The 21,343-nt window shown below is 58.0% G+C and carries 21 protein-coding genes; 6 read left to right on the forward strand and 15 right to left on the reverse strand.

Features of this window, described 5'->3' with window-relative positions; translation table 11 throughout:
• Positions 1–12: 12 nt before the first annotated feature.
• A complete protein-coding gene (secB, locus tag AC2FD9_RS08950; RefSeq protein ID WP_472722495.1) occupies positions 13–510 on the reverse strand; it encodes a protein-export chaperone SecB in 498 nt (165 codons plus the stop codon).
• 54 nt (positions 511–564) lie between these two features.
• Entirely contained in the window at positions 565–1,065 is a 501-nt protein-coding gene (locus AC2FD9_RS08955; protein ID WP_496836438.1) for an FxsA family protein, read from the reverse strand.
• A 107-nt stretch (positions 1,066–1,172) separates the two neighbouring features.
• On the opposite strand from AC2FD9_RS08955, the gene AC2FD9_RS08960 reads away from it, so the two are divergent.
• Genes AC2FD9_RS08960 through AC2FD9_RS08970 form a run of 3 tightly spaced genes read left to right on the forward strand, consistent with a single transcriptional unit; the run spans position 1,173 to position 3,450 of the window.
• Positions 1,173–1,832, forward strand: a complete 660-nt coding sequence (locus AC2FD9_RS08960; protein WP_282119801.1) for a Tim44/TimA family putative adaptor protein — start codon at positions 1,173–1,175, stop codon at positions 1,830–1,832.
• Positions 1,829–2,863 (forward strand): murein transglycosylase A, encoded by a 1,035-nt coding sequence (mltA, locus tag AC2FD9_RS08965; protein WP_282119802.1) that lies wholly within the window; start codon positions 1,829–1,831, stop codon positions 2,861–2,863. The genes AC2FD9_RS08960 and mltA overlap by 4 nt, the downstream gene beginning before the upstream one ends.
• Positions 2,863–3,450, forward strand: coding sequence for a Smr/MutS family protein (locus AC2FD9_RS08970; protein ID WP_496836440.1), 588 nt, complete (start codon positions 2,863–2,865; stop codon positions 3,448–3,450). The genes mltA and AC2FD9_RS08970 overlap by 1 nt, the downstream gene beginning before the upstream one ends.
• On the opposite strand, the gene AC2FD9_RS08975 is transcribed toward AC2FD9_RS08970, so the two are convergent.
• The 3 genes from AC2FD9_RS08975 to hslU all read right to left on the reverse strand — a co-directional run bounded on the left by AC2FD9_RS08975 (position 3,447) and on the right by hslU (position 7,170).
• Positions 3,447–4,667, reverse strand: coding sequence for an MFS transporter (locus tag AC2FD9_RS08975; RefSeq protein ID WP_496836441.1), 1,221 nt, complete (start codon positions 4,665–4,667; stop codon positions 3,447–3,449). The genes AC2FD9_RS08970 and AC2FD9_RS08975 overlap by 4 nt on opposite strands.
• The gene (locus AC2FD9_RS08980; protein WP_496836443.1) at positions 4,664–5,764 is read right to left on the reverse strand and encodes an alpha/beta hydrolase; all 1,101 of its coding nucleotides are present in this window, start codon (positions 5,762–5,764) and stop codon (positions 4,664–4,666) included. Before AC2FD9_RS08980 ends, AC2FD9_RS08975 begins: the two co-directional genes overlap by 4 nt.
• A gap of 98 nt (positions 5,765–5,862) precedes the next feature.
• Complete coding sequence (hslU, locus tag AC2FD9_RS08985) at positions 5,863–7,170, reverse strand: ATP-dependent protease ATPase subunit HslU (RefSeq protein WP_108860507.1); 1,308 nt, start codon at positions 7,168–7,170, stop codon at positions 5,863–5,865.
• 197 nt (positions 7,171–7,367) lie between these two features.
• Between hslU and AC2FD9_RS08990 the strand changes: the two genes are divergently transcribed.
• Both AC2FD9_RS08990 and AC2FD9_RS08995 read left to right on the forward strand, forming a co-directional pair.
• Positions 7,368–7,769, forward strand: a complete 402-nt coding sequence (locus AC2FD9_RS08990; protein WP_058279372.1) for a DM13 domain-containing protein — start codon at positions 7,368–7,370, stop codon at positions 7,767–7,769.
• Positions 7,770–7,885: 116 nt separating this feature from the next.
• On the forward strand, positions 7,886–9,127 hold the full coding sequence (locus AC2FD9_RS08995; RefSeq protein WP_496836446.1) for an MFS transporter: 1,242 nt from the start codon (positions 7,886–7,888) through the stop codon (positions 9,125–9,127).
• Here the strand turns inward: AC2FD9_RS08995 and hslV are convergent.
• The gene (hslV, locus tag AC2FD9_RS09000; protein WP_058279280.1) at positions 9,124–9,675 is read right to left on the reverse strand and encodes an ATP-dependent protease subunit HslV; all 552 of its coding nucleotides are present in this window, start codon (positions 9,673–9,675) and stop codon (positions 9,124–9,126) included. The genes AC2FD9_RS08995 and hslV overlap by 4 nt on opposite strands.
• Before the next feature lie 197 nt (positions 9,676–9,872).
• Between hslV and AC2FD9_RS09005 the strand changes: the two genes are divergently transcribed.
• On the forward strand, positions 9,873–10,067 hold the full coding sequence (locus AC2FD9_RS09005) for a DUF1127 domain-containing protein (RefSeq protein ID WP_496760758.1): 195 nt from the start codon (positions 9,873–9,875) through the stop codon (positions 10,065–10,067).
• A gap of 61 nt (positions 10,068–10,128) precedes the next feature.
• Here the strand turns inward: AC2FD9_RS09005 and AC2FD9_RS09010 are convergent, their stop codons facing one another.
• From AC2FD9_RS09010 to AC2FD9_RS09050, 9 genes are all read right to left on the reverse strand, one after another.
• A complete protein-coding gene (locus AC2FD9_RS09010; protein ID WP_496760759.1) occupies positions 10,129–10,491 on the reverse strand; it encodes a Lin0512 family protein in 363 nt (120 codons plus the stop codon).
• Positions 10,488–10,838: a Lin0512 family protein gene (locus AC2FD9_RS09015; RefSeq protein WP_496836448.1), complete on the reverse strand. Its 351-nt coding sequence runs from the start codon at positions 10,836–10,838 to the stop codon at positions 10,488–10,490. The genes AC2FD9_RS09010 and AC2FD9_RS09015 overlap by 4 nt, the downstream gene beginning before the upstream one ends.
• A gap of 91 nt (positions 10,839–10,929) precedes the next feature.
• Positions 10,930–11,250, reverse strand: coding sequence for a thioredoxin (gene trxA / locus AC2FD9_RS09020; RefSeq protein ID WP_058275159.1), 321 nt, complete (start codon positions 11,248–11,250; stop codon positions 10,930–10,932).
• A 59-nt stretch (positions 11,251–11,309) separates the two neighbouring features.
• Positions 11,310–14,669 (reverse strand): double-strand break repair helicase AddA, encoded by a 3,360-nt coding sequence (gene addA, locus AC2FD9_RS09025; RefSeq protein WP_496836449.1) that lies wholly within the window; start codon positions 14,667–14,669, stop codon positions 11,310–11,312.
• Positions 14,666–17,593, reverse strand: a complete 2,928-nt coding sequence (addB, locus tag AC2FD9_RS09030) for a double-strand break repair protein AddB (RefSeq protein ID WP_496836451.1) — start codon at positions 17,591–17,593, stop codon at positions 14,666–14,668. The genes addA and addB overlap by 4 nt, the downstream gene beginning before the upstream one ends.
• Positions 17,586–18,272: a nucleotidyltransferase family protein gene (locus AC2FD9_RS09035; RefSeq protein WP_496836453.1), complete on the reverse strand. Its 687-nt coding sequence runs from the start codon at positions 18,270–18,272 to the stop codon at positions 17,586–17,588. The genes addB and AC2FD9_RS09035 overlap by 8 nt, the downstream gene beginning before the upstream one ends.
• Positions 18,269–19,273 (reverse strand): aminoglycoside phosphotransferase family protein, encoded by a 1,005-nt coding sequence (locus tag AC2FD9_RS09040; protein ID WP_282170570.1) that lies wholly within the window; start codon positions 19,271–19,273, stop codon positions 18,269–18,271. Before AC2FD9_RS09040 ends, AC2FD9_RS09035 begins: the two co-directional genes overlap by 4 nt.
• The gene (gene tsaE / locus AC2FD9_RS09045; protein ID WP_496697624.1) at positions 19,270–19,743 is read right to left on the reverse strand and encodes a tRNA (adenosine(37)-N6)-threonylcarbamoyltransferase complex ATPase subunit type 1 TsaE; all 474 of its coding nucleotides are present in this window, start codon (positions 19,741–19,743) and stop codon (positions 19,270–19,272) included. The genes AC2FD9_RS09040 and tsaE overlap by 4 nt, the downstream gene beginning before the upstream one ends.
• A gap of 41 nt (positions 19,744–19,784) precedes the next feature.
• Positions 19,785–21,293: a PAS-domain containing protein gene (locus tag AC2FD9_RS09050; protein WP_282170568.1), complete on the reverse strand. Its 1,509-nt coding sequence runs from the start codon at positions 21,291–21,293 to the stop codon at positions 19,785–19,787.
• Between the last annotated feature and the right edge of the window lie 50 nt (positions 21,294–21,343).

Consider the following 21,343-nt stretch of genomic DNA (forward strand, 5'->3'; position numbering starts at 1 on the left):
GGGTCGTACCGATTAGGCTTCGGTTTTTTCGGTTTCGGCCTGACGGCGCATCAGCTCGTTGCGGTACAGCGCAACAAAGTCGATATTGTCCAGGTTGACCGGCGGGAAACCACCGTCACGGGTGATGTCGCTGACAATGCGGCGCAGGAACGGGAACAGCATGCGCGGGCACTCGATCATCAGGAACGGGTGCAACTGGTCTTCTGCCACGCCTTCGATGTGGAACAGGCCGCAATAATCCAGCTCGCACAGGAACAGAATGTCTTCCATGCCCTTAGCTTTCGAGGTCAGGTTCAGTTTGACGGCAACTTCGTACTGATGCTCGGTCGGGCGCTTTTTGGCGTCCAGGTTCACCTGAACGGCAATCTCGGGCTGAACGTCGCCAGACACGCCTTTTTGCGCCATCACGTTTTCAAAAGACATATCGCGAATGAACTGTCCCAGAACGCGCATCTGAATCTGAGGAGCGGTCTGTGCCGCGGTGTTTTCTGCAGGGCTTTCGTCAGCCATGGATCTACTCCGAAAATGAAATTTGCCACTGCTTAGCAAGTTGGGCGCGGCACCTCAATGCTGGGGTGGACCTTCGACCCATTTGGATGGCTTTGAGGGGTTCTGACGCGGGCGAACTTCGGTAAAATCTCCGTCGATCACGTCATCCTGATCAAACGGGGTGGGACCAGTGCGGAACTGCGCGCCGGTGCCCATCTGGAACTGTGTGATGGTCGCCTTGGATTTCAGGTATTTGAATACGGCCACCCGAATACCCGGAACAAGCAGTGCAAATCCAATGGCATCGGTGAAAAACCCCGGCGTCAGCAACAAAACACCAGACAGCAGGATCATGGCACCATGGGCTAAAGGCTCGGTCGGGTCGTCCAGTTCAGCAAAGGACCGCTGCAAGTTAGCCAGTGCCATGCGACCTTGTGTCCTGACCAAAACCGTGCCGATTACGGCTGTTAGAACGACTATCGCCAGCGTCGGCCACAGTCCGATCAGGCCGCCGACCTGTATGAACAGGGCGATCTCGATGATGGGCACCAACAAAAATGCCAAGAACAAGTACATCTGCGTTATCCTTTCCCTTAGGCCGGGCTGTGGACTTGCCACGATCTGTCACCTACATAGTGGCATGAGGCCGCGTATACAAAGTCGCGGTCTGAAAAGAGGATGAAATGAACGAACCGATGATCCAGTTGCTGGTCCTGGCCGGAATTGCCGTTTTCCTGATCCTGCGCCTGAAAAGCGTGCTGGGTACACGTGAGGGTTTTGAGAAACCCCCTGTTCAACAGCAACCCGAGGCGGACAAGTCGCGTCGCGGCTTCGAGGTGATCGAAGGCGGGCCGGATCATGACATCACAGACCATGTCGCCGAAGACAGCGAACAGGCGAAAACGCTGGCCGCGATGAAGCGGGTCGAGCCCGAATTCTCTGTTGGTGAATTCGTGCAGGGTGCCCGCGGAGCCTATGAGATGATCGTCATGGGGTTCGAAAAGGGCAATCTGGATGAAATCCAGCCCTTCCTGTCCGAAGAGGTGTTTGACACATTCGTTTCAGTCGTGGCGGCCCGCGAAGATCAGGGTCTGACCATCGAGGCTGAGTTTGTCGGCGTGCGCGAAACCGCGCTGGCGGATGCGACCTTCGACAAAGACACAAACCAGGCGGAAATCACCATGCGGTTTGTGGGTGAGCTGACCTCGGTCGTGCGTGATCGTGGCGGTGATATCATCGAAGGCAACCCAAACACTATTAAACGCCAAAAGGACAGCTGGACCTTTGCCCGTGTCATGGGCGCTGATGATCCAAACTGGCTGCTTGTTGCCACGGACGCATGATTGGCGCGCTCCGGTCGCTATTTCTGGTGGCAGTTATGACCACTGCCGCCAGCGCTGAACCGACGCGATCAATTCTTTCCTTTGACGATCTGGATGGATGGGCTGCCGACGATCACGGGGCGGCCCTTTCGGTATTTCTGAACACCTGCGGCGATCTGGACGATCCGGATTGGCAGGCATTGTGTCGCGTCGCCCGAACCTACGACGCAGACGCGGCGCGGTCGTTTTTTGAGCTGTTCTTTCGTCCAGTTCTGGTCGAGGACGGAGAAGAGGCCCTGTTCACCGGTTATTTCGAACCTGAACTAGACGGGTCCAAAACCCGGACCGACCGGTTCAAATACCCGATCTACAAAATGCCGCCGGAGGCGCGGGCCGAAGGGCTTTGGCTCAGCCGCCGTGAAATCCTGACGGGCGACGCGATGCAGGGCCGCGGCCTTGAGATCGCCTGGGTGGATGACCCGGTCGAGTTGTTCTTTCTGCAAATCCAGGGCTCGGGGCGTGTGCGCCTTCCAGACGGCAGTGCCTTGCGCGTCGGCTATGGCGGCGCGAACGGTCACCCCTATCGTTCCATCGGGACCGAGCTGATTCGTCAGGGTGCGCTGGGTGCGCATGAGGTTAGTGCTCAGATGATCCGCGCATGGGTCCGCAAAAATCCCGAAGCAGGGGCCGAGTTGCTGTTTCACAACCCTTCTTACGTGTTCTTCCGCGAGGTCTCGCGCGTTGCGCCCGAGCTTGGGCCGTTGGGTGCCATGAACCGGTCGGTCACCACGATGCGCAGTATTGCAGCTGATCCGGCTCATACGCCGCTGGGTGCCCCTGTTTGGGTGGAAAAGGACGGCAAGACCCCGTTGCGAAGGTTGATGATTGCGCAGGACACCGGTGCCGCGATCAAGGGGGCGCAGCGCGCGGATATCTTCTTTGGCACGGGGGACGAGGCGGGAAAGGCTGCCGGGCGCCTCAGGGATCCGGGGCGGATGGTGTTGCTGCTGCCGATCCAGCGGGCCTATGCCCTGTTACCGGATGAATTCTGATGTCCCGACGCAAATTGACGGCAGACGAGGTCGAGCTGTGGCGCAAGGTTGCCAAACAGGCTGAGCGGCTGCATCCCGAAATTCCACAATCGGTCCACCCGGTCACACTGCCCAAACCCAAGCCGAACAAACCCCCAAAACCCCGGTTTGAGGCATTCGAGGTCGGACAAAACGCGCCCGGTAGACCCGTGCGAAATGCGTTAAAGCCCTCGATCAGTGAAAATTTGCGGACCAGCCCGGTGCAAATGGACACCAAGGCATTTGGCCGCATGAAACGCGGCAAGATCAAGCCTGAAGGGAAACTGGACCTGCATGGCATGCGCATGGACACGGCTTATCCGGCGCTGACCCGGTTTATTCTAACTGCCCAGGCGTCGGGTAAGCGCCTTGTTCTGGTTGTCACCGGAAAGGGCAAGGACAGGGATGAACCCGGCCCAATCCCGACCCCACGCGGCGTGTTACGCAACCAGGTGCCGCAGTGGTTGGCGTTGCCGCCGCTTGCACAGGCGGTTCTGCAGGTGACCCCGGCCCATATCAGCCACGGTGGCGAAGGGGCCTATTACGTCTATCTGCGCCGGACGCGTTAAAGCGTGCGCACAGCGCGCGTAATTCCGATTTTAGCCGACAGGCATACAAGTATGAAAACACCGCCGATCCACAGGAACTGCGTGCTCAGCGGCATACCGGCGTCGATCAATATCCCGGTCAGGCCGGGGCCGATTGCTGATCCCAAAACCATAACTGCTGTAGCCATCGCCTTGATCGCCCCAATGTGCCGAGTGCCGTAGAATTCCGCCCAAAAGGCGCTTGGTAGCGTGTTGTTTGCTCCAACCGTCAGGCCCAGAAAGATCATTGCAATCAGGGCCCCGCCGATTGAGTTTGTCATTCCTGCGATCACAAAACCAATTGCGATCGGGATTTGGTAAAAAGGCATCAGCCTCGCGGTGCCCCATTTGTCCAGCGCCCAGCCAGCCGCAAACATCCCAATCAAGGATACGCCGGTGAAAACCGGAAACAGGGCGACCAGTTCGATATGCTGCCAGCCCTTGACTTGGGCAAGATGCACCTGATGGAAGAAAAACGCGGTGATAAAGGCCGATGGGGCTAGTATAGTCGGGGCCATGAACCAGAACAGAGGGTGAAACAGCGCGTCTTTCCGGGTCCAATGGCGGCCCTGCATCCCTGTCGCTGAATACGCATCCGCCAGACTCTGCGGCGTGCGCTCCTGACGTAAAAGCCGCGTTAGAACGGGTATGCCCGTCAGGACGATCGCTGCAGATATCACCCATAGCCACCGCCAGTCCAGAAACGCCATCGCGGCCACAAATGCCAGCGGCAGCAGCGCCTCACCAATCGCGTAGCCGACGGATGCAATCGACAGGGCTTTGCCACGTGTAACGATGAACCATCGCGCCATGGCGACCTGTGCCAGATGGACACTCATCCCCTGCCCGAACAGGCGCAACAAAAAGACCACCAGCGGCAACAGGACAAGCCAGCTGTTCACAGCCATGGCAACTGCCGCCACGGCCAGACCGGCCAGAACGGCGGGCCCCAATACGCGGACGCGGAAAACATCTGTCAGCCCGCCAGCCCAGATCATAACGATGGCTGAAACGGTGGTGCCCAAAGAGTAAAGACCGCCCCACGCGCCGTGCCCAAGACCAAATTCCGCGCGAATGTTTCCAGCGAAGATCGAGATGAAGAAGGTCTGCCCAAAGCTGGACAGAAAGGTCAGCAAAACCCCCGCGCCCAACCAGGTCGCGTTGTCCCGAAAATATTGACGCAAGCTAAACTGCGTCACGGGGTAGTGACCTGAGCCTGCCCTGTTTCTGTCAGAACGATTTCAGTGGCACCGTCTGGATTACGCTCGCTGGGCGGAACCAGTATATCGATGCCGGGCCTGTCTTCGCGTCCGAACGTGTTATTGACGCGTCGCAACGAACTGAGAATTGACAAGAGTGCTGGAGAAGTGGCGGCAACGAAATGCGAAGACTCGGCGTCTTTGTTGAACGCAGTTGTATCAATCACGTTTATCGGGAACTCTTCGAGTGTTTCCAGCGAACTGATCCTGCCCAATCTCTCGCCCTCATCCGTTCCGCGAAGGCGAGCGGAGATATTCAAAATTTTGTCTTTTTGCGAAACCATAACCAGGAAAGGATCTGGTGGGTTCTTAATACGCTTCATCTGCGACCGAAACACGTCGACATCCAGATCAGGGGAAATCAAGATGACCCCTTCGATGTTCCTGTTGGCCCAGCCCGGTTCTTGTAGTTCAGCCTGTCGCATCATCTCCATTGACAGGGCACCACCCATTGAATGCGCGACCAGAATAATGCGTTTGACACCCATTGATTTCAGGTCACGGATCGTCTGCTCCAACCCGTCTCGTGCGAACAACATACTGTCGAGATCGTAGGCATATCCATACCCTGTCGCGCGGCTAGGCCAGGAGTAAACCAGCGTGGAGCCGGGAAGACCAATGTCATGGGTCAGCTGGGCCGCGCGGAAAATCGTCTCGGTTTGGGTCGAGTTGTAGCCGTGTACAAAAATCGTAACATCGTCTTCGCCGCGCAAATGTTCGCGTAAACCCTTTGGCCCGCCCAGTTCGGTCACATTTGTAAGAACAAATTCTTTTTTCGGGTTCGGGTTCGCATAAGAGAATTTCAATGTTCCCGGTGTGTGTGATGGCGGGATCGACACTGTTGTTTCCAAAAACTTCAGAGCTTCCCCACGTTTGAATCCATAAGTTCCGTTTGCTTCACGCGCTCGCGTCGTGGCTGCGAATATCTTCTCAGGCGTTCCGACAGTTACGGCCGATGGAACAATCTCGGTTACTGTCCGATCGACACAGGCACTTAGCGGCAGGGACGTAATCAGAATTATTAAATAGCGCAGCACTGGTCAGCCCTCTGGGTGAATTGCGACTACGCTATCTCATTCTGGCCCGGCGTCCAGCGGCACAACGCTGCCAAAGCGGCAAAAACCGGCTGGCGATGTTACAAAACGTAACGGCTGAGGTCGGTGGATTTGGTCAATTCGCCCAGATTGTCGTCCACGAATTGGGCATCAACCGTGATCGAAATTCCGGCCTGATCGGGCGCGGTAAAGGACAGCTCTTCGAACACGCGCTCCATCACCGTGTACAAACGACGCGCACCGATGTTTTCGACGCTTTGGTTCACATCAGCTGCGATACGCGCAAGGGCCGCGATTCCGTCATCGGTAAAGCTGACCGTGACTTCTTCGGTGCCCATCAAAGCGGTGTATTGACGGGTCAGGGCGTTGTCGGTTTCGGTCAGGATGCGCACGAAGTCTTCTTCGGTCAGTGCGCGCAATTCCACGCGGATCGGCAGGCGGCCCTGCAGTTCCGGCAGCAGGTCCGACGGTTTGGCGATATGGAACGCACCCGACGCGATGAACAGGATATGGTCGGTTTTGACCGGGCCGTGCTTGGTGGATACTGTCGTGCCTTCGATCAAAGGCAACAGGTCGCGCTGTACGCCTTCGCGGCTGACATCGCCGCCCCGCGCGTCAGTGCGGGCGCAGACCTTGTCGATCTCATCCAGGAACACGATGCCGTTCTGTTCAACGGATTCCAGCGCGATGCGGTTAACGATCTCATCATCCAGCAGCTTGTCGGCCTCTTCCCCGATCAGCGCTTCATAGCTTTCCGAGACGGTCATTTTTCGTTTCACGGTACGCCCGCCAAAGGCCTTGCCGAAGATATCGCCCAGATTCATCATCCCCATCTGGCTACCGGGCTGGCCGGGAATATCGAACATTGGCATCGGGTTCGACGAGTCGGACAGCTCCAGCTCGATCTCCGTATCATCCAGCTCGCCCGCTTTCAGCTTTTTGCGGAACATCTCGCGTGTGCCTTCGCGGGCATCGGTGCCTGCAATGGCCTCGATCACGCGGTCTTCGGCGGCCTGATGCGCCTTGGCTTTGACATCCTCGCGCATGTATTCGCGGGTTTGCAGGATGGCGGCGTCGGCCAGATCGCGCACGATCTGTTCCACGTCACGACCGACATAGCCCACTTCGGTGAATTTGGTGGCTTCAACCTTGATGAAGGGCGCGCGGGCCAGTTTGGCCAGACGACGGCTAATCTCGGTCTTGCCGACGCCGGTGGGGCCGATCATCAGGATGTTCTTCGGATAGACCTCGTCCCGAATGTCGTCAGCCAACTGCTTGCGCCGCCAGCGGTTGCGCAGCGCAACGGCTACGGCCCGTTTGGCATCCTTCTGCCCGATGATGAAACGGTCCAGTTCCGAGACGATTTCGCGCGGGGTCAGGTCGGTCATGTGAGTTCTATCCAATTGTTTCGCACCGGAACCTAATCATAAGCCACAAAAACACAAGCTGATCACGAAAAACTCACGCCAACACACGGTCTGCACACGGAAAATCGTGGTGATGTGAATCGCCAGACAGAAAATAGCTGCGCATAGTCTGCGTCGACGGGCAAGTTCGCCTGCACTTTGAAATGGAGACCCACATCATGATGACTCGTCGTTCGCTCTTTTTGAATGCCGCTGCAACGGGCGCCGCTCTGACACTGGCCAGCGCCAATGTCGCTGCCGCCGGCGGTGCCAAGAAAAAGGGCACATTCGAGGGCCGCTCGAAACATATCACCACCGGTTCGGTCAAAGTGGTCAAGGACGGTGAGCGCTATATCGTTGAGCTGGGTGATGACTTTTCGCTGGATAACGGTCCGGACCCGCGCGTGGCCTTCGGCAAGGACGGCACCTATGACCCCAACTCGAAACTGGGGGCGTTGCTGAACCTGAAAGGCAAGCAGTCTTATGCGGTACCGCCGACCATGGATATCTCGGGCTATAACGAAGTTTACATCTGGTGTGACGTTGCCGGCGTTCCGCTGGGCGTTGCAGCGCTTTCGTAACCCAACGACGAATTGCGCCCGGAGGCCGGTAAATTACCGGCCTCTGACAAGGCGTTAGGTGCCATAGCACCTGTCTGTTACACTCACCTCAAGGAACCAGTTCCAAGGTGTGTATCATGACGAAGATTGCCAAGATTACGTTATTGTTCGTGGTATTTGTGGATCTGATCGGACAAGGGCTGGTCTTTCCCATCATCAACTCTCTGATCATGGAAACAAAATCCGGGTTCCTGCCGGAAAGCACATCTATGGGCCAGCGCCATTTCTACTATGGGTTGGTGATCGGGTGTTTCTTTCTGTCCTGGTTTTTGGGTGTGGTCTATGTCTCGAAAGTGTCGGACTCCATCGGGCGTAAGAATGCTTTGTTGGTGTGTTTAGGTGGGGCGCTGGCCGGTTATGCCATCACCATCACTGCACTTTACCTTAACAGTTTGCTTCTGCTGATCGTTGGTCGGTCGATCACAGGCTTTACGGCAGGCAATCAGCCCATTGCGCAAGCGGCGATGATCGACGGCAGTACCGATGCCGCCGACCGTGACCGCAATATGGGGTATATCATCACCGGCGTCAGCTTTGGTCTGGTCGGCGGCCCGATTATCGGAGCTGTTCTATCCGACGCGGCGATACTGGGCAGCTATGCCACGCTCAAGATGCCGTTCTACGGCGCGTTTGTTCTGGTGTTGATCGCCATCTTCCTGGTAAGCGTCTACTTCAAGGACACCCGCACCGAACGCGCGGCTTTCGTATTCCGTCCACGTGATATCACCGACAGCTTGATCGCAGTGCGGGAACATCCGATGGTTTTGAAAATCCTGCCCGTCTACGCATTGTTCATGATTGCCAACGTCACGTTCTACGTCTTCGTCGACAACTTTCTGACCAGTGCATGGGGCTACGGCGTGATCGGTGGCAGCATGGCGATGGTGGTCATCGGCTTTGCGCTGGCGTTTTCCAGCACATTCCTTGTGAAACCGGCGCAAGAGCGGTTCAGCAAACACTCCATCATCCACACCTCATTGGTGGTTATGGTGATCTGCGGCTTTGGCTTCGCCTTCAGCCCCAGCGGCGTTCTGAGCTACGTCCCGGTCTTCTTCTTCTATTTCTTCTTCGGCGTCGCCTACCCGACCCTGCTGGGCCTGTTTTCATCCAGCGTTGGCGAAGCGGATCAGGGTTGGGTCATGGGCGTTACGACGGCGGTCTTCTGCCTTGCCGGTGGTGTCATGTCCCTGGTCGGCGGCGGATTGATGAGCATCGACATCCGCCTGCCTTATTACATCGTCATCGCAACCGCCCTACTTGGGCTGGTCGGCATGTACCGGCGCTGGAAGGGGAAAGATATCTCGGCGTTGTTGGCCTAGATCGTCTCAACCGTCAGATTTCCATTGGTATAGACGCAGATGTCCGCGGCGATCGCCATGGCTTCGCGCGCGACCTCTTCAGCGGGCTTATCGCTGCCCATCATTGCCCGCGCAGCGGCCAGGGCAAAGTTCCCGCCCGATCCAATAGCGGCCACGTTGTGTTCCGGTTCAAGCACATCCCCCGCCCCGGTGATAACCAACAGGTCTTTGCCGTCAGTGACGATCAGCATTGCCTCAAGCTTTTGCAGGTACTTGTCGGTGCGCCAGTCCTTGGCCAGCTCGACCGAGGCACGGGCCAGTTGACCGGGTGTTGCTTCCAGTTTTGCCTCAAGCCGTTCCAGCAGGGTAAACGCATCTGCGGTTGATCCCGCAAACCCGGCGACAACTTCAAATCCGCCCGGCGACAGACGACGCACTTTGCGCGCAGTGCCTTTGATCACGGTCTGGCCCAGGCTGACCTGTCCGTCCCCGGCAATAACGACTTGCCCGTCTTTTTTGACACCAATGATCGTGGTCCCGTGCCATCCGGGAAAATCGCTGTCCGCCATGAAAGCCTCCGTGTTCTCAGTCGCTATATATGGGCCGGGCGCGGGATCGGCGCAACCCGTTGCACAACTGCCCAAAAGATATGCACAAAACGCAAACCGGGGTTACCAGACCAGCAATTGTGAGTCCCCGCCCGTGGGACTACATGAGGCTCACAACCGACAACGGGTCGGCTGTTTCAGATACAAGGACTGGGAACATGGCAACAACTGCAAACATCCATGCCCCACTCGGAGCAGCTACTATCCTGCACGTAGTGGATGCATTCATCAATGTCTTCGACTCCGCTGTTGAGCGGTACGAAAACCGCAAGACGCGCAAGATTCTGTCGGGTCTGAGCAACGCACAGCTGGAAGACATCGGTCTGGCGCGCGCGGACATCGCAAAAATCTGATCCCGCAATCAGAACCAGAATTTGAAGCAGCCGCCCGGGTATCCGAGCGGCTTTTTCTTTGTCAGCTTTGCACGTATTTACCAGCCTGATCCGGCAAAAACGCCTCGATCGCGGCTGTGGCGATGACATGGCGCGTGCCAGCGGCGTCATCCACGACATCCAACCCGCCCTTGACGGCCCGCACTTCGGCGCGGCCCCTTGGCAGATCAGCGGCGACCTTGTCACAGTCAACCTCATCAGGTTGTTGAACGGCAATGGTCACCTGAACCCGCATCTCCTTGTGATCGATTCCAAGCTTGGAAAACAGCGTGATCGACGAATGATGCAGCGCGTCCTGCACGGCGCGACAGGCGGCTTTGGTGTAGTCCTGACCATAAAGATCGTTGCCGGTGCCCATTTCCAGAATGATGCGTTTTTCGGTCATTGGGCGGGCTCCATATCGAATGAAACGATGACGGCGGCGTTGGCGATCACGGTGCGGCCATCGGTGTGGGGTTTATCAATATCCAATCCGCCCTTGGTCACAGTGATGTTAGGCTGGCCGTACGGAAAGATCGCCTTCAGCATATCGGTATCGACCTTGTCGGGCTGCTGCACACCCACTTCGGCGTCGATGATCATCGCCTCTTTCGGAAACCCAAACAGCTCGGCCATGTTCACCGAGTTATGCCACAGCGCATCCTTGATCGCGCGCAGGGCGGCCTCAGTGTAATCCTCGCGCCGCAGGGATGTGCCCATCCCGAATTCCACCAGAACCCGTGTTTTCGCCATTTGCTTTCCCTGTATTGACGGCCCAATTAAGCCAATCACAAAAAAGGGCGCCCAAATTCGGACGCCCTTGATCAAAACCGATCACATCGGATCAGATGGATTCGTCGATCCAGCTTTGCAGTGCGGCCTTGGGTGCCGCACCGGCGCGGTTCGACACGACTTGACCGTCCTTGAAGATGAACAGAGCAGGAATGCCACGCACACCCATGGCGGCAGCGGCGTTTGGGTTGCTGTCCACGTCTACCTTGGCAATTTTGATTTTGCCGCCGTATTCGTTGGCTAGTTCTTCCAGAGCGGGGCCGATTTGTTTACAGGGGCCACACCATTCGGCCCAGAAATCCACCACAACGGGGACATCAGAGTTTTTGACTTCGGCGTCAAAGGTATCGTCGGTAACGGCAACGGTCGACATATTCTGTCTCCTGAATGGGGTATCTCGGGAACAGAACGTAGGGGCCGGGCAATCCAAGGTCAAGATATCTGGGTGCGCGACAGGGCGTGCGTCACAAGATCGTGTGGCAGCCACATCAGATCTGCTTTTCTGGTCCATAGGATCGCGGTGCGGATTTCGTGGTTCGGATAGACCTGCGACAAGGCGTTGGCATACGCCCCCATCTGTCGCAAAAGCCCCTCAGGGCATGTCTCTGCACTGTTGGGAACCGTTGCATTTGTTTTGAAATCAATGACCTGAACCTCGGTATCGGTGACGATCAATCGGTCGATCACCCCGTGCATGCGGCGTCCGTTCAGGTCGGCTGTCACGGGCACCTCAGCCAAGGCGCCGGCGGCAAAGACAGGCCGAAGATGCGCCGCAGTCAAAACGTCGCATGCCTCATCCATCAGCTCTTGCCGTTCCGCGTTCTGCATATCGGGCAGAACCCGCGCGCAAAGCTGCGGCCAGTCTTCCCGCGTGACCGAAGGCAAGTGTTCCAGCAGCAGGTGCAATCGTGTGCCGCGCAACTTTGCCACTTCTTCGTCGTGACCTGCATCGCCGGGCAAAGCCTTGGCGCCGCCCAGATCTGAAGGGCTGAGCGTTTCCGCTTCGGGCTCTGGTGGTGTGGCGGGAGACAGGAACGGGGCTGGCAGGTCCGTCACGGCAGTTGAGGTCTTTGCGGATTCAATAATCGGCGATGCGTTCCAATCACCATGTGACAATCGCAGGGTTTCTGAGCCGGGCAGTGCCACCGCCCCTGCCCGTTCCATCGCGGCTTGAACCATCTGATACCAGCTGGTCCCATCCTTACCGACATCGCCGGCAGCCGCCACGATTAACCACTTTTCAGCTCGTGTTAGAGCCACATAAAGCAAGCGAAGCCGCTCATTTTCTTCCCTCGCTCGGGCTTCGTCGCGCGCGCGCGCAATCAATGCCGGAGAAGCATCTGCCGGAACTTTCCAAAGCGGTGTGCCTTCGGCCACCATGATCTCGGCATCGCGCGGAGCTTGCCGTTTGCCCGTATCCGGCAGGATCACAATCGGAGCCTCCAACCCCTTGGAACCATGCACCGTCATCACCCTGATCATGTTTCCGACGCCGCTCATCTGCCGTTTGATTTCCAGATCATCGGTCTGCATCCACACCAGAAATCCAGTCAGGCTTGGGATATCCGTGCGCTCGTACGCCAATGCCTGCGACAACAGCGCGTTGATCCCGTCTTCCGCCTCGGCTCCCAGCCTGCCCAGCAGTTTACGACGGCCATCATGGCGGGTCAGGATGCGTTCTATCAGGTCGTAGGGGCGCAGAAAGTCGATCTGCCCGCGCAAGTCGTGCAGAACGGCCAGTGTTTCAGGGTACTCTTCGGCGCGTTGACGCAGAGCCGCCCAAAGGAACTGTTCTTTGCGCCGATGTGCCAGGTCGAACAATTGTTGTTCGCCCCACCCGAACAGCGGCGATTTCAGAACTGTGGCAAGCGACAGGCTATCCTCGGGCGTGGCCAGAAAGCTCAGCAGCGCGGCCAGGTCTTTGACCGCCAATTCCGCGCCGACCTTCAGCCGGTCTGCCCCGGCGATCGGCAGGTCAGCGGCTTTGCAGGCGCGGATGATCTCGGCAAACAGGTCCGAGCGGCGCTGAACGAGGATCAGAAAATCCCCCGGTTGAACCTTCCGCCGTACAAATGTGCCGGGCGTTTCGCCATCCTCGGGGATTGTCTCACCCTGTTCGATCATTGCCTTGATCGACTGCGCCACCTTCTCGGCCAGAATGACGGTATGATGCCGCGCGCCGGGCCGATCTACCGGATCGGTCCAGTCGGTATCGTCATCGTCTTCGATCTTTTCGACCACGGGCCACAGATCAACTCGGCCCGGCAGATCCGCCTTGAACGCGCGGTGCTGGCTTTCCTTGTGAAACCCGGCCTCAGCGCGGTTTTCAAACAGGATGTCGACCAAGGACAAGATCGCGCTGGAGGATCGGAATGAGTATTCTAACGTGGAATCCCACAATTTAGAGCCTGATTCAGAGAGCTTCCGCCCAAACTCAGCCTGCATCAGATCGAATGCCTGCGGATCGGCGCCTTGGAAGGAATAGATCGACTGCTTTTTGTCACCGACCACGAAAATCGTGCGTTCAACCCCGGACCGGGCCCCTTCCCCGCTGGTAAATTCCTGCGCTAGTTTTTCGACCACATCCCACTGATCGGGACTGGTATCCTGCGCTTCGTCCACCAGAATGTGGTCGATGCCGCCATCCAGCCGGTACAACACCCATTCGGCAACCGCCGGATCATTCAGCACCTGCCGCGCGCGTAGGATCAGGTCGTCAAAGTCCAACCAGCCGCGTAGTTGCTTGCGCCGCTCATATTCCGGCAAAAACGCCGCAGCCAAGCGGTGCAGCACCATTGTCTTGCGCGCGGCCACCAGGGCCAGCCGATTTTCGCGCGCGGCCTCGACCCGCAGCATCAATGCTTCGAGCTGGGGCATCTGGTCCACCAGCACGTCTTCTCGCAGAGCTTTGGTGGGGAAACTGTTGATTTTGGCCGTAAAAGGTTCTTTGGCGGATTTTCCGGTCAGAAATACACTTTCCAGAATTGGCAGGCTGCTGACGCGAGCCTCGGTAAACGCTGCCAGCTTATCGGCCGCCTTGGCGTTATTGCCGCCGCTTTCAGAAAGCGCCGGCAGGATCGACCGGATCAATTCCACTTCGCCGCCCAAAAACACACATCCTATCAAAGCGTCTTCATCGAATCCGTTGGCCAGTTCAAACTGCTGCAGCACATCGGCCCATTCCAGCGGCTGCGCAAACAGGTTGCGTTTCTGGGTGATGGCCGCGGTGAGTTTGTCGAACCCAGTATCGGTGACAAACCGCGCGACGTCTTCGATCAAATTGGCTTGGGGACCTGCGGCGAAATCTTCGACAATCTCTTCACGCAAAAGGGCCGCCGCGCGGTCCTCCATCTCTGAAAATTGCGGGCTGACCCCGGCTTCAAGCGGGAAACGCCGTAGCAGTGAAGCGCAGAACGAGTGGATCGTCTGGATCTTCAGGCCACCGGGTGTTTCGATCGCGCGTGCAAACAACGTTCTGGCCTGTGCCAGCCGTTCGGGGTCAATAACTCCCGGAACACCCAGATCGGTCAGTTGGGAAAGAAGGCCGACATCATCCTTCATTGCCCATTGTCCGAGGCGATCAAACAACCGGTTTTGCATCTCGCTGGCGGCGGCCTTGGTGTATGTCAGACAAAGGATATGCTGTGGCTGCACGCCGCCCAACAACAGACGCGCCACCCGATCAGTCAGAACCCGCGTTTTTCCAGAGCCTGCATTGGCCGCCAACCAGGTCGAGGCGTCGGGCCGCGCGGCCTGTACCTGCCGCTCGGTTGCGTCGTTGCGGGCGATCATGTCAGGTCCTCAGGCGTTGTGTCATCAGTGCGGTCCCATTCCCCGAACCGGGCCAGTTGATCGTAGTCACCCACATCCGAATCCTTGTGCAACATTCGACGGGATGAAAACCCTTGCTCAGGCTCTAAATAGGCAGAAACCAACTCTTTTAGCTCGGCCAGAACCTTGTCTGGCGGCTCTTTCGACAGCGGCGCGGGTACTTCTTTGTAAGTGCCGCCCATACCAATGAAAATCGCCTCGGCCACGGGAGAAGGGTCGAAACCGTCGATACCGCCCTCTTCGGCCATCGCGGCTTCGATCAGCAACTGTTTGTCGAACTTGGACTGCTGGCTTTCCGTCGGGGGCGTTCCTGTCTTGTAGTCAACTATCCGCAACGCGCCGCGTTTGTTGCGATCTATCCTGTCGGCGCGCCCCGCGATGGTGAAATCCAGGGGCGTCAGCACAAGTTTCACCGCCGCCTCGAAGGCGACTGGTCCCCCGTCCCCTCGCCGCGCGATTTCAGCGGCCAGAAAATCATCCGCGATGCGTTCCAACCGCGCCAGCCACAGTTTACGCGCTGTGGGCCACGCAACATGTTGATCCAACAAGGTTTCCGCGCGTTTCAAAAAGTTTTCGCGGGTCAACAAGGCGGTGTCCAGAACACTGTCTTTGACGAAATGTTCCAGAATTTCGTGAATCACGATCCCGCGCAACAAGGCATCCGGCGCTTGCACCAAAGGGTCCAGCGGTTTCAAGCGCAGCACATGTTTGGCGAAAATCGCATAAGGATCGCGGATCAGCCGTTTGATTTCCGTCACGCTCAGCCGATTTGGGCGCGATGCCACTGGCGGCCGCGGAGATGGGCGCGTTGCCGGTTCGATATGCGGCGCGACTTCAAGCTGTTCCGCCCATTGCAGCCATTGCCGGCCTTTGTTGCGCATTTCTGACAGTGCCTCACGCCCGCCCTGCCCCGGCAAGCCGTGCAGCAGGTTCGTCAGGCGGTTCAGCCAGCGTGATGGAACGGTTTCTGCGTCATCGGACCGCTTGGCACGGGTCAGCCAGACCTCGGGCGCGCCGATGGCTTGTTGAAAGTCATGTGCCGACAAGCCGATCCGCCGTTCGGGCAGCAAAAGTCCGGCCTTGTCGCGCATCTGGCGGTTCAGCCAGGGGTCTGGCGCGGCGGCCTCGGGCCAGCTGCCTTCATTTAGGCCGCCCAAGATAAGCAAATCTGCCCCTTGCACGCGCGCCTCAAGCGTGCCCCAGATCATGATGTGTGGATGCGGGGCGTCGCGATCCCGGACCTCTTCGCCCGCGAGCAAAGCACCCAACAGGTCGGCGAAATCATGGGCGGTCATCGGGCCGCCGTGTTGTGCCTCTTTTTCCAGTGCGCTTAGGACGCCTTGCGCCTTTTGGCCTGCGTTCTTGTCCCAGAGCGTGCCTGTTTCCCCTGACGCGCCCGCCGAAATCGCCTCGGCCAAGATGCGCAGTCTGGCAACCCAATCCGTCAATGGGAGTTGGCCCGCGATCTGTTGATCGCAGAAATGGGAGTTTAGCCAACGTACCCAGTCCTCGGGAACTTCTTTGCGGATTGCAAAAGCGGTCAGGCTAGCGCTGTCCGGGAAAGGCGGGCCATGTCGGCGCAAATCTAGTTCAAGGTCCCGCGTGTGCAGCAAATGCGCGCCGCGCTCGTCACCATCATGACACAGCGGGTGTTTCAGAAGGGTCAACAATGCCTCGCCATCCAGACGCCGTGCGAAAAGCCCCGCCACGTGACGCAGAAACCGGCCGGGCGGCGATAGTTGCAGCGGTAGACCAGCGCTGTCATCGGGAAGGATGTTCCAGCGATCTAAAGCAGCGCTGACTTGGCGGGTCAGCATCCTGTCAGGTGTGATTAGCGCGGCAGTTTGGCCGGTTTCGGCTGCCTGGCGAAGGCGCAGTGCGATGGCCAGGGCCTCGGATCTGGGCGATTGCGCCTCGACCAGTGTCACGTCCTTTGTGGCGCCATCCAGATCGGTCAGTTGCGGGCCTTCGGACATCCATGCATCAGTGATTGGCGCCGGGCGTAAAGCCAGCGAAACCAAGCGGTTGCGAGCAGGCGAGGGTGGTTGATCACCCGTCCAAGGCATGATTTGATCTGGCTCCAAACCAAGCCGTGACATCAGCTTGCGGAACCGGTACTGCGGGTGATCTTCCGATGTCAGCGCATCGTCCAGTCCTTGCCAAACGCGGTCGGGCTGATCGAAATCGTAACCCGGCAGGATCAACGCGCCTTGCGGCAGGCGCGCGACCGCCTCCATTAGCATCAGAGTGGTTCCGCGAGACCCGGTTGACCCGGCAAGGATAACCGGATGCTGCGGCGGAGCGACTTGCCAACGTTCTATCAGGTTTTCCACCACAAGCCGCTGCCGGGCCTGAACATCCAGCGCATCTGGGCCTGAGTCTATGATTTGATCGGCAATTCCGATGAACTTTTGCGCCCTTTCCCAATGCCCGGACATGTCACTGACATCCAAATTCCGGATCGCGTCGGGCGAAACACCTTCGCCCTGCATCTCATCAATCAACGCGGCTAGGCTGTCGGACAAGTCAAAAAGTGAAGACCGTGCAGCCAGATCAGGCTGTTGTTCCAACAGCTTAGCGATCAACTGCGTCAACTCTAACCTGCGCCGCAGCGGTGGAATCGCCGGAGGTATCTGCGCAAGATCGACGCTTTCCCCCAGATCGGTAACCAGTGAAAGACGCGGCAAAAGGCACGCCGGGCCTTGGTCAAACAGGTCGCGGACGCGCCGGGCCATACGCCTTGTATTGACGACCAGTTGAACGCGCGCCAGCATCTCGGGCGGATGCGCTGCACTGCGATCTTGCAGCCCCTGAACCAGCATTTTTGGGAAGTCCGAACCGGGCGGAACGGCAAAAACGCGCGGAGCTGGGCTGGGTTCAAACATCGGCAATCAACCCCTCGGCTAGTGCAATCCCTTCGGGGTGGCCGACATCGCACCAGCGGCCGGGATAGGTGAGCGCAAACAGACGATCCTGCCGCTGCAACCGGTCCCATAGCACGTTAAGTGAGAACGCTTTCTCAGGGATATCCATCAACCCTTCGGATTTCATGATCTGCGCACCGCCATAGATCAAACTGCCGCCGCGCACGATCCGTCCGTTCTCATCTGCTGTGAAATCGCCTTTGCCCGTGTGCCCGACAGTCTGATCCACCGGTACGCACATCAACAGCGCGTCCATGTGATCGGGGTTCCACGCCTCGCGGAGCATCGTCAAAGGGTTCGGTCCTGACCAGATCGCGTCTGGGTTCAGGGTGTAAACCGGGTGCGAACCAAGCAGGGGCAAAGCGGCGCGTATTCCGCCGCCAGTCTCAAGAATCTCCGGCGTTTCATGGGAAAGCTGAACACCTTTTGGGACCAGGTGAGCCTCAAGCTGATCTGGCAGATAATGCAGGTTGGCCACGATACGCTTGGGTTGCAGGTCATTCACCAGATCCAACGCGTGGTCTATCAAGGGTCGACCGGCGACCTTGATCAGTGGTTTGGGCCGATTTTCGGTCAATGCGCCCATACGGGTGCCAAACCCGGCTGCAAACAGCATGACGGCTTCGGGGTCTTGGGTCATTTCTGTCGGAGCCTGTCCAGATTTTCAGGGGTGGGTGCGGGCAAGGCCTCGCGCAACAGATTGGCGATGGTTACCAGTGCGGGATGTTCGAGATCCCGCATCAGGTGGGCCCAAGTCGCCGGAATCAGATCGACATAGCTGGGCTTGCCGTATTCGGTTGCCAGCCGGGCAAAGACGCCCAGAATACGCAGATTTCGCTGAGCACCCAACACCGCATAGGCGGTGCGGAAGTCATGATCATTCACCCCAGTCGCCACGATATAGCGATTCACCATTTGCATCTCGGTTCCGAGTGACACATCGCGACGCACATCCTGCAACAAAGATACCAGATCATAGGCCGGATGGCCCAGCATGGCGGTTTGAAAGTCCAACAGACCAGCGCGCTGAACCCCGTCGCGATCCGGCAACCAGATCAAGTTTTCAGCGTGGTAATCGCGCAGCACAACAACTTTGGACCCCGAAGTTTCCCGGTGCAGAATGTCCGAGAACCGGTTTTCAAATCGGTTACGCGCATCGGCGTCGTGCGTGCCCTGCACGGCCTGCGCGTATTTGGTAAAGGACAACGCGGCCAGCTCGGTCATCAAACTCGGATCATAGGATCGCAAAGAAAGGCTTGGCGCGTTGTACAGGTCGATCAGAACATCCGTCGCGACCTCATAAAGCGCACGCTCCATGCTGGGGGTCTGCGCAAGCACGCGCGCGAAGAGGTCGTCGCCGAGATCTTCGAGCAGCAGAAAGCCGTAATGCGTATCCTCGGCATAAATCTCGGGCGCGCTCAGACCAAGGGACCGCAGGTATTCGGACATGCGGGCAAAATCTTCGACATTTTCTGCCTTGCCCGGAGGTGAATCCATTAACACCGCCGTCTTGCCGGTTTCCGGATCGGTCAGCCGCTCGTACCGCCGGTTCGATGCATCCCCGGCCAGCGGCGCGTGCTTTGCATTTGACCATTTGGTCTGCGCGATCAACGCTTCGGCCAATACCGCGCGGTTTGTCATGCGGGAATCCTTAGTTTCACGGGCCATTTCGGGTCTGACCAGCGAAGGGTCAGATGGCGTGCTTCTGTCATGTTGGGGTCTGTTTCGAAGGATATCTTCGCCGCAGACTCCGGCATCAGCGGGCCCAGTTTATCCGGCCATTCAATCAGACAGATTGCGGTTTCGAAAGCCTCGGTCAGGCCCAGTTCTTCGACCTCCTCAACCGCGCTCAGGCGGTACAGGTCACAGTGCCAGATTTCCCCGGCCGGCGTGTCATAAGCCTGAACCAAGGTGAAAGTCGGCGAAGGCACATCTTCGGGCTCGATCATCAGCGATTGGATCAGGCTGCGGGCAAAATGGGTCTTTCCGCTGCCGATCTCGCCCTCAAGCAACAAGATGTCTCCAGATCTCAATTCTGCACCGAGGCGGGCAGCGAATTCTGCTGTTTCCTCGGGCGAATTCAAAGTGATCGTGCAGGGCGAATTGGTCATGGCGCCACAATGGCCTTGCGCCCGGTTGGCTGCAACCCGGTTCAGGCGCTGATTTGCTGCGCCTCTTGCCGCATCAATGCATCCCGATCCACCGAGAAACGAACTATGGTGGCCCCGTTTTGCATTGGGCTGACCGTGCACAACACCTGGATACCGTTTCGCAGATAGATCACGCCTGACCATTCCGCGCGATTTTCCCGCGCCTCTACAAAATCGCGAATTTCGCCAAGGATCGGTGTCGCGGTGCAATGTTCCTGCCAGCTTTTGGTCACCTCAAGAACGGAGTCCGCGTCAAAGCCTGCGTCGCCAGTATCACCCCAAAGCTGTTGGTAGGCGAAATTGGTAAAAGCCAGCGTACCATCGTCACTGAAGACGGCGATGGCATCGGCCAGTTTGTCCAGAATGGATTGCATCAGATCCATTTCTGACCGGAACCGGCGGGTCAGAGTGATCTCGGCAGTGATGTCCTCGAACAGAAAAGCAACCGCTCCGTCCGGGTGCGGGCGCCCACTGACCGAGTAAACCGAGCCGGAGGGCAGGGACCAAGTTTCTTGATAGTTCCCGTCTTCTGCCGCTTCTAGAAGGTCGTTCATCTGACTACGCCAGCTGCGGTAATTCTTGGGCTCGGGCATCATGTGCTGATCCCGCAAGCGATCGAAAAAGCTGGACAGGCTGGGGCGGCAGCTTAGGAAATCCGGGGGCAGGGTGGTCAGGTCGATCAGGGCCGGGTTGAACAATGCCAGCTGGCGGTTGCGGTCAAAAATAGCCAGCCCGATGGGCAATTGCGCGAAGGTCTTGGTCATGGTCTGAACGAATTTGCGCTGCGCCACCTCCGCCTCGACGATTGCGTTGATGTCCACGGCATAAGACAAGTGCCCTTCGGGGTGATCTACTAACGTCAGATCGAACCACAGCTTGTTTTCACTGAACTCGGAGGAAATTGAGACCCGCGCCTTTGCACTTAGCCGTTGGTCGGCATCGGGGACCGGAAACAATGGTGCGGTCAGGTCCGTGTCCTGATCCCGTACTTTGCGCACCAGCGAAACATAAGCAGCATTGCACCAGCGCACATCGCCCTGATGATCCAACAGCCAGACAGGGTAGGGCGCTTTTTCCATGGCAAGGCGGTTTGGATCATTTGATGCGATTTGAGTTATCGTGGGGCAATCGGTACGGTCGCGCAGCTGAACGCGTACAATTCCGTCTATCCATTCGCACAGAACATCGCGTTCAACCGTGCAATCGATGGCCGGGATGACCAGGTTGCCTTCACGCCGGACCTGATCAGGTGTTTCGGGGAATGTTGGAAAATCCCTGTGCAGCAGCCGGCACAGATCGGCCCAATCACGGACCTGCTCGAACCCTTCCAACGCGATGTCCGAGTGACTGATAAGCCGGTCACCATCAAACAGGAATGCCGCATCAAACAAGGAGGCAGGTGAGGACAGCCCAAAGTTGTCCCCCCGTTCCCGCCTGCGGGGCAACAGCCACTGCACGGCAAGACTTGCGGAAACAAGGCCGATGATGGCCAGAATGATCCAGTCGACCATGCGCCCTCCGGTGCGCGAAACCAAGAAGCGGTACTATGCGCCTTAATAGT

The sequence above is a fragment of the Ruegeria sp. YTSC230 genome (assembly GCF_059609665.1).

What these genes read in the sequence shown, in the direction of transcription:
- AC2FD9_RS09050 (WP_282170568.1), bottom strand. Translation starts at nt 21,293, where the DNA reads ATGGTCGACTGGATCATTCTGGCCATCATCGGCCTTGTTTCCGCAAGT.
- AC2FD9_RS09035 (WP_496836453.1), bottom strand. Translation starts at nt 18,272, where the DNA reads ATGACCCAAGACCCCGAAGCCGTCATGCTGTTTGCAGCCGGGTTTGGC.
- trxA (WP_058275159.1), bottom strand. Translation starts at nt 11,250, where the DNA reads ATGTCGACCGTTGCCGTTACCGACGATACCTTTGACGCCGAAGTCAAA.
- AC2FD9_RS08970 (WP_496836440.1), top strand. Translation starts at nt 2,863, where the DNA reads ATGTCCCGACGCAAATTGACGGCAGACGAGGTCGAGCTGTGGCGCAAG.
- tsaE (WP_496697624.1), bottom strand. Translation starts at nt 19,743, where the DNA reads ATGACCAATTCGCCCTGCACGATCACTTTGAATTCGCCCGAGGAAACA.
- AC2FD9_RS09015 (WP_496836448.1), bottom strand. Translation starts at nt 10,838, where the DNA reads ATGGCGAAAACACGGGTTCTGGTGGAATTCGGGATGGGCACATCCCTG.
- addB (WP_496836451.1), bottom strand. Translation starts at nt 17,593, where the DNA reads ATGTTTGAACCCAGCCCAGCTCCGCGCGTTTTTGCCGTTCCGCCCGGT.
- AC2FD9_RS09010 (WP_496760759.1), bottom strand. Translation starts at nt 10,491, where the DNA reads ATGACCGAAAAACGCATCATTCTGGAAATGGGCACCGGCAACGATCTT.
- secB (WP_472722495.1), bottom strand. Translation starts at nt 510, where the DNA reads ATGGCTGACGAAAGCCCTGCAGAAAACACCGCGGCACAGACCGCTCCT.
- AC2FD9_RS08960 (WP_282119801.1), top strand. Translation starts at nt 1,173, where the DNA reads ATGAACGAACCGATGATCCAGTTGCTGGTCCTGGCCGGAATTGCCGTT.
- AC2FD9_RS09040 (WP_282170570.1), bottom strand. Translation starts at nt 19,273, where the DNA reads ATGACAAACCGCGCGGTATTGGCCGAAGCGTTGATCGCGCAGACCAAA.
- AC2FD9_RS09005 (WP_496760758.1), top strand. Translation starts at nt 9,873, where the DNA reads ATGGCAACAACTGCAAACATCCATGCCCCACTCGGAGCAGCTACTATC.
- hslV (WP_058279280.1), bottom strand. Translation starts at nt 9,675, where the DNA reads ATGGCGGACAGCGATTTTCCCGGATGGCACGGGACCACGATCATTGGT.
- AC2FD9_RS08990 (WP_058279372.1), top strand. Translation starts at nt 7,368, where the DNA reads ATGATGACTCGTCGTTCGCTCTTTTTGAATGCCGCTGCAACGGGCGCC.
- hslU (WP_108860507.1), bottom strand. Translation starts at nt 7,170, where the DNA reads ATGACCGACCTGACCCCGCGCGAAATCGTCTCGGAACTGGACCGTTTC.
- AC2FD9_RS08995 (WP_496836446.1), top strand. Translation starts at nt 7,886, where the DNA reads ATGACGAAGATTGCCAAGATTACGTTATTGTTCGTGGTATTTGTGGAT.
- addA (WP_496836449.1), bottom strand. Translation starts at nt 14,669, where the DNA reads ATGATCGCCCGCAACGACGCAACCGAGCGGCAGGTACAGGCCGCGCGG.
- AC2FD9_RS08955 (WP_496836438.1), bottom strand. Translation starts at nt 1,065, where the DNA reads ATGTACTTGTTCTTGGCATTTTTGTTGGTGCCCATCATCGAGATCGCC.
- mltA (WP_282119802.1), top strand. Translation starts at nt 1,829, where the DNA reads ATGATTGGCGCGCTCCGGTCGCTATTTCTGGTGGCAGTTATGACCACT.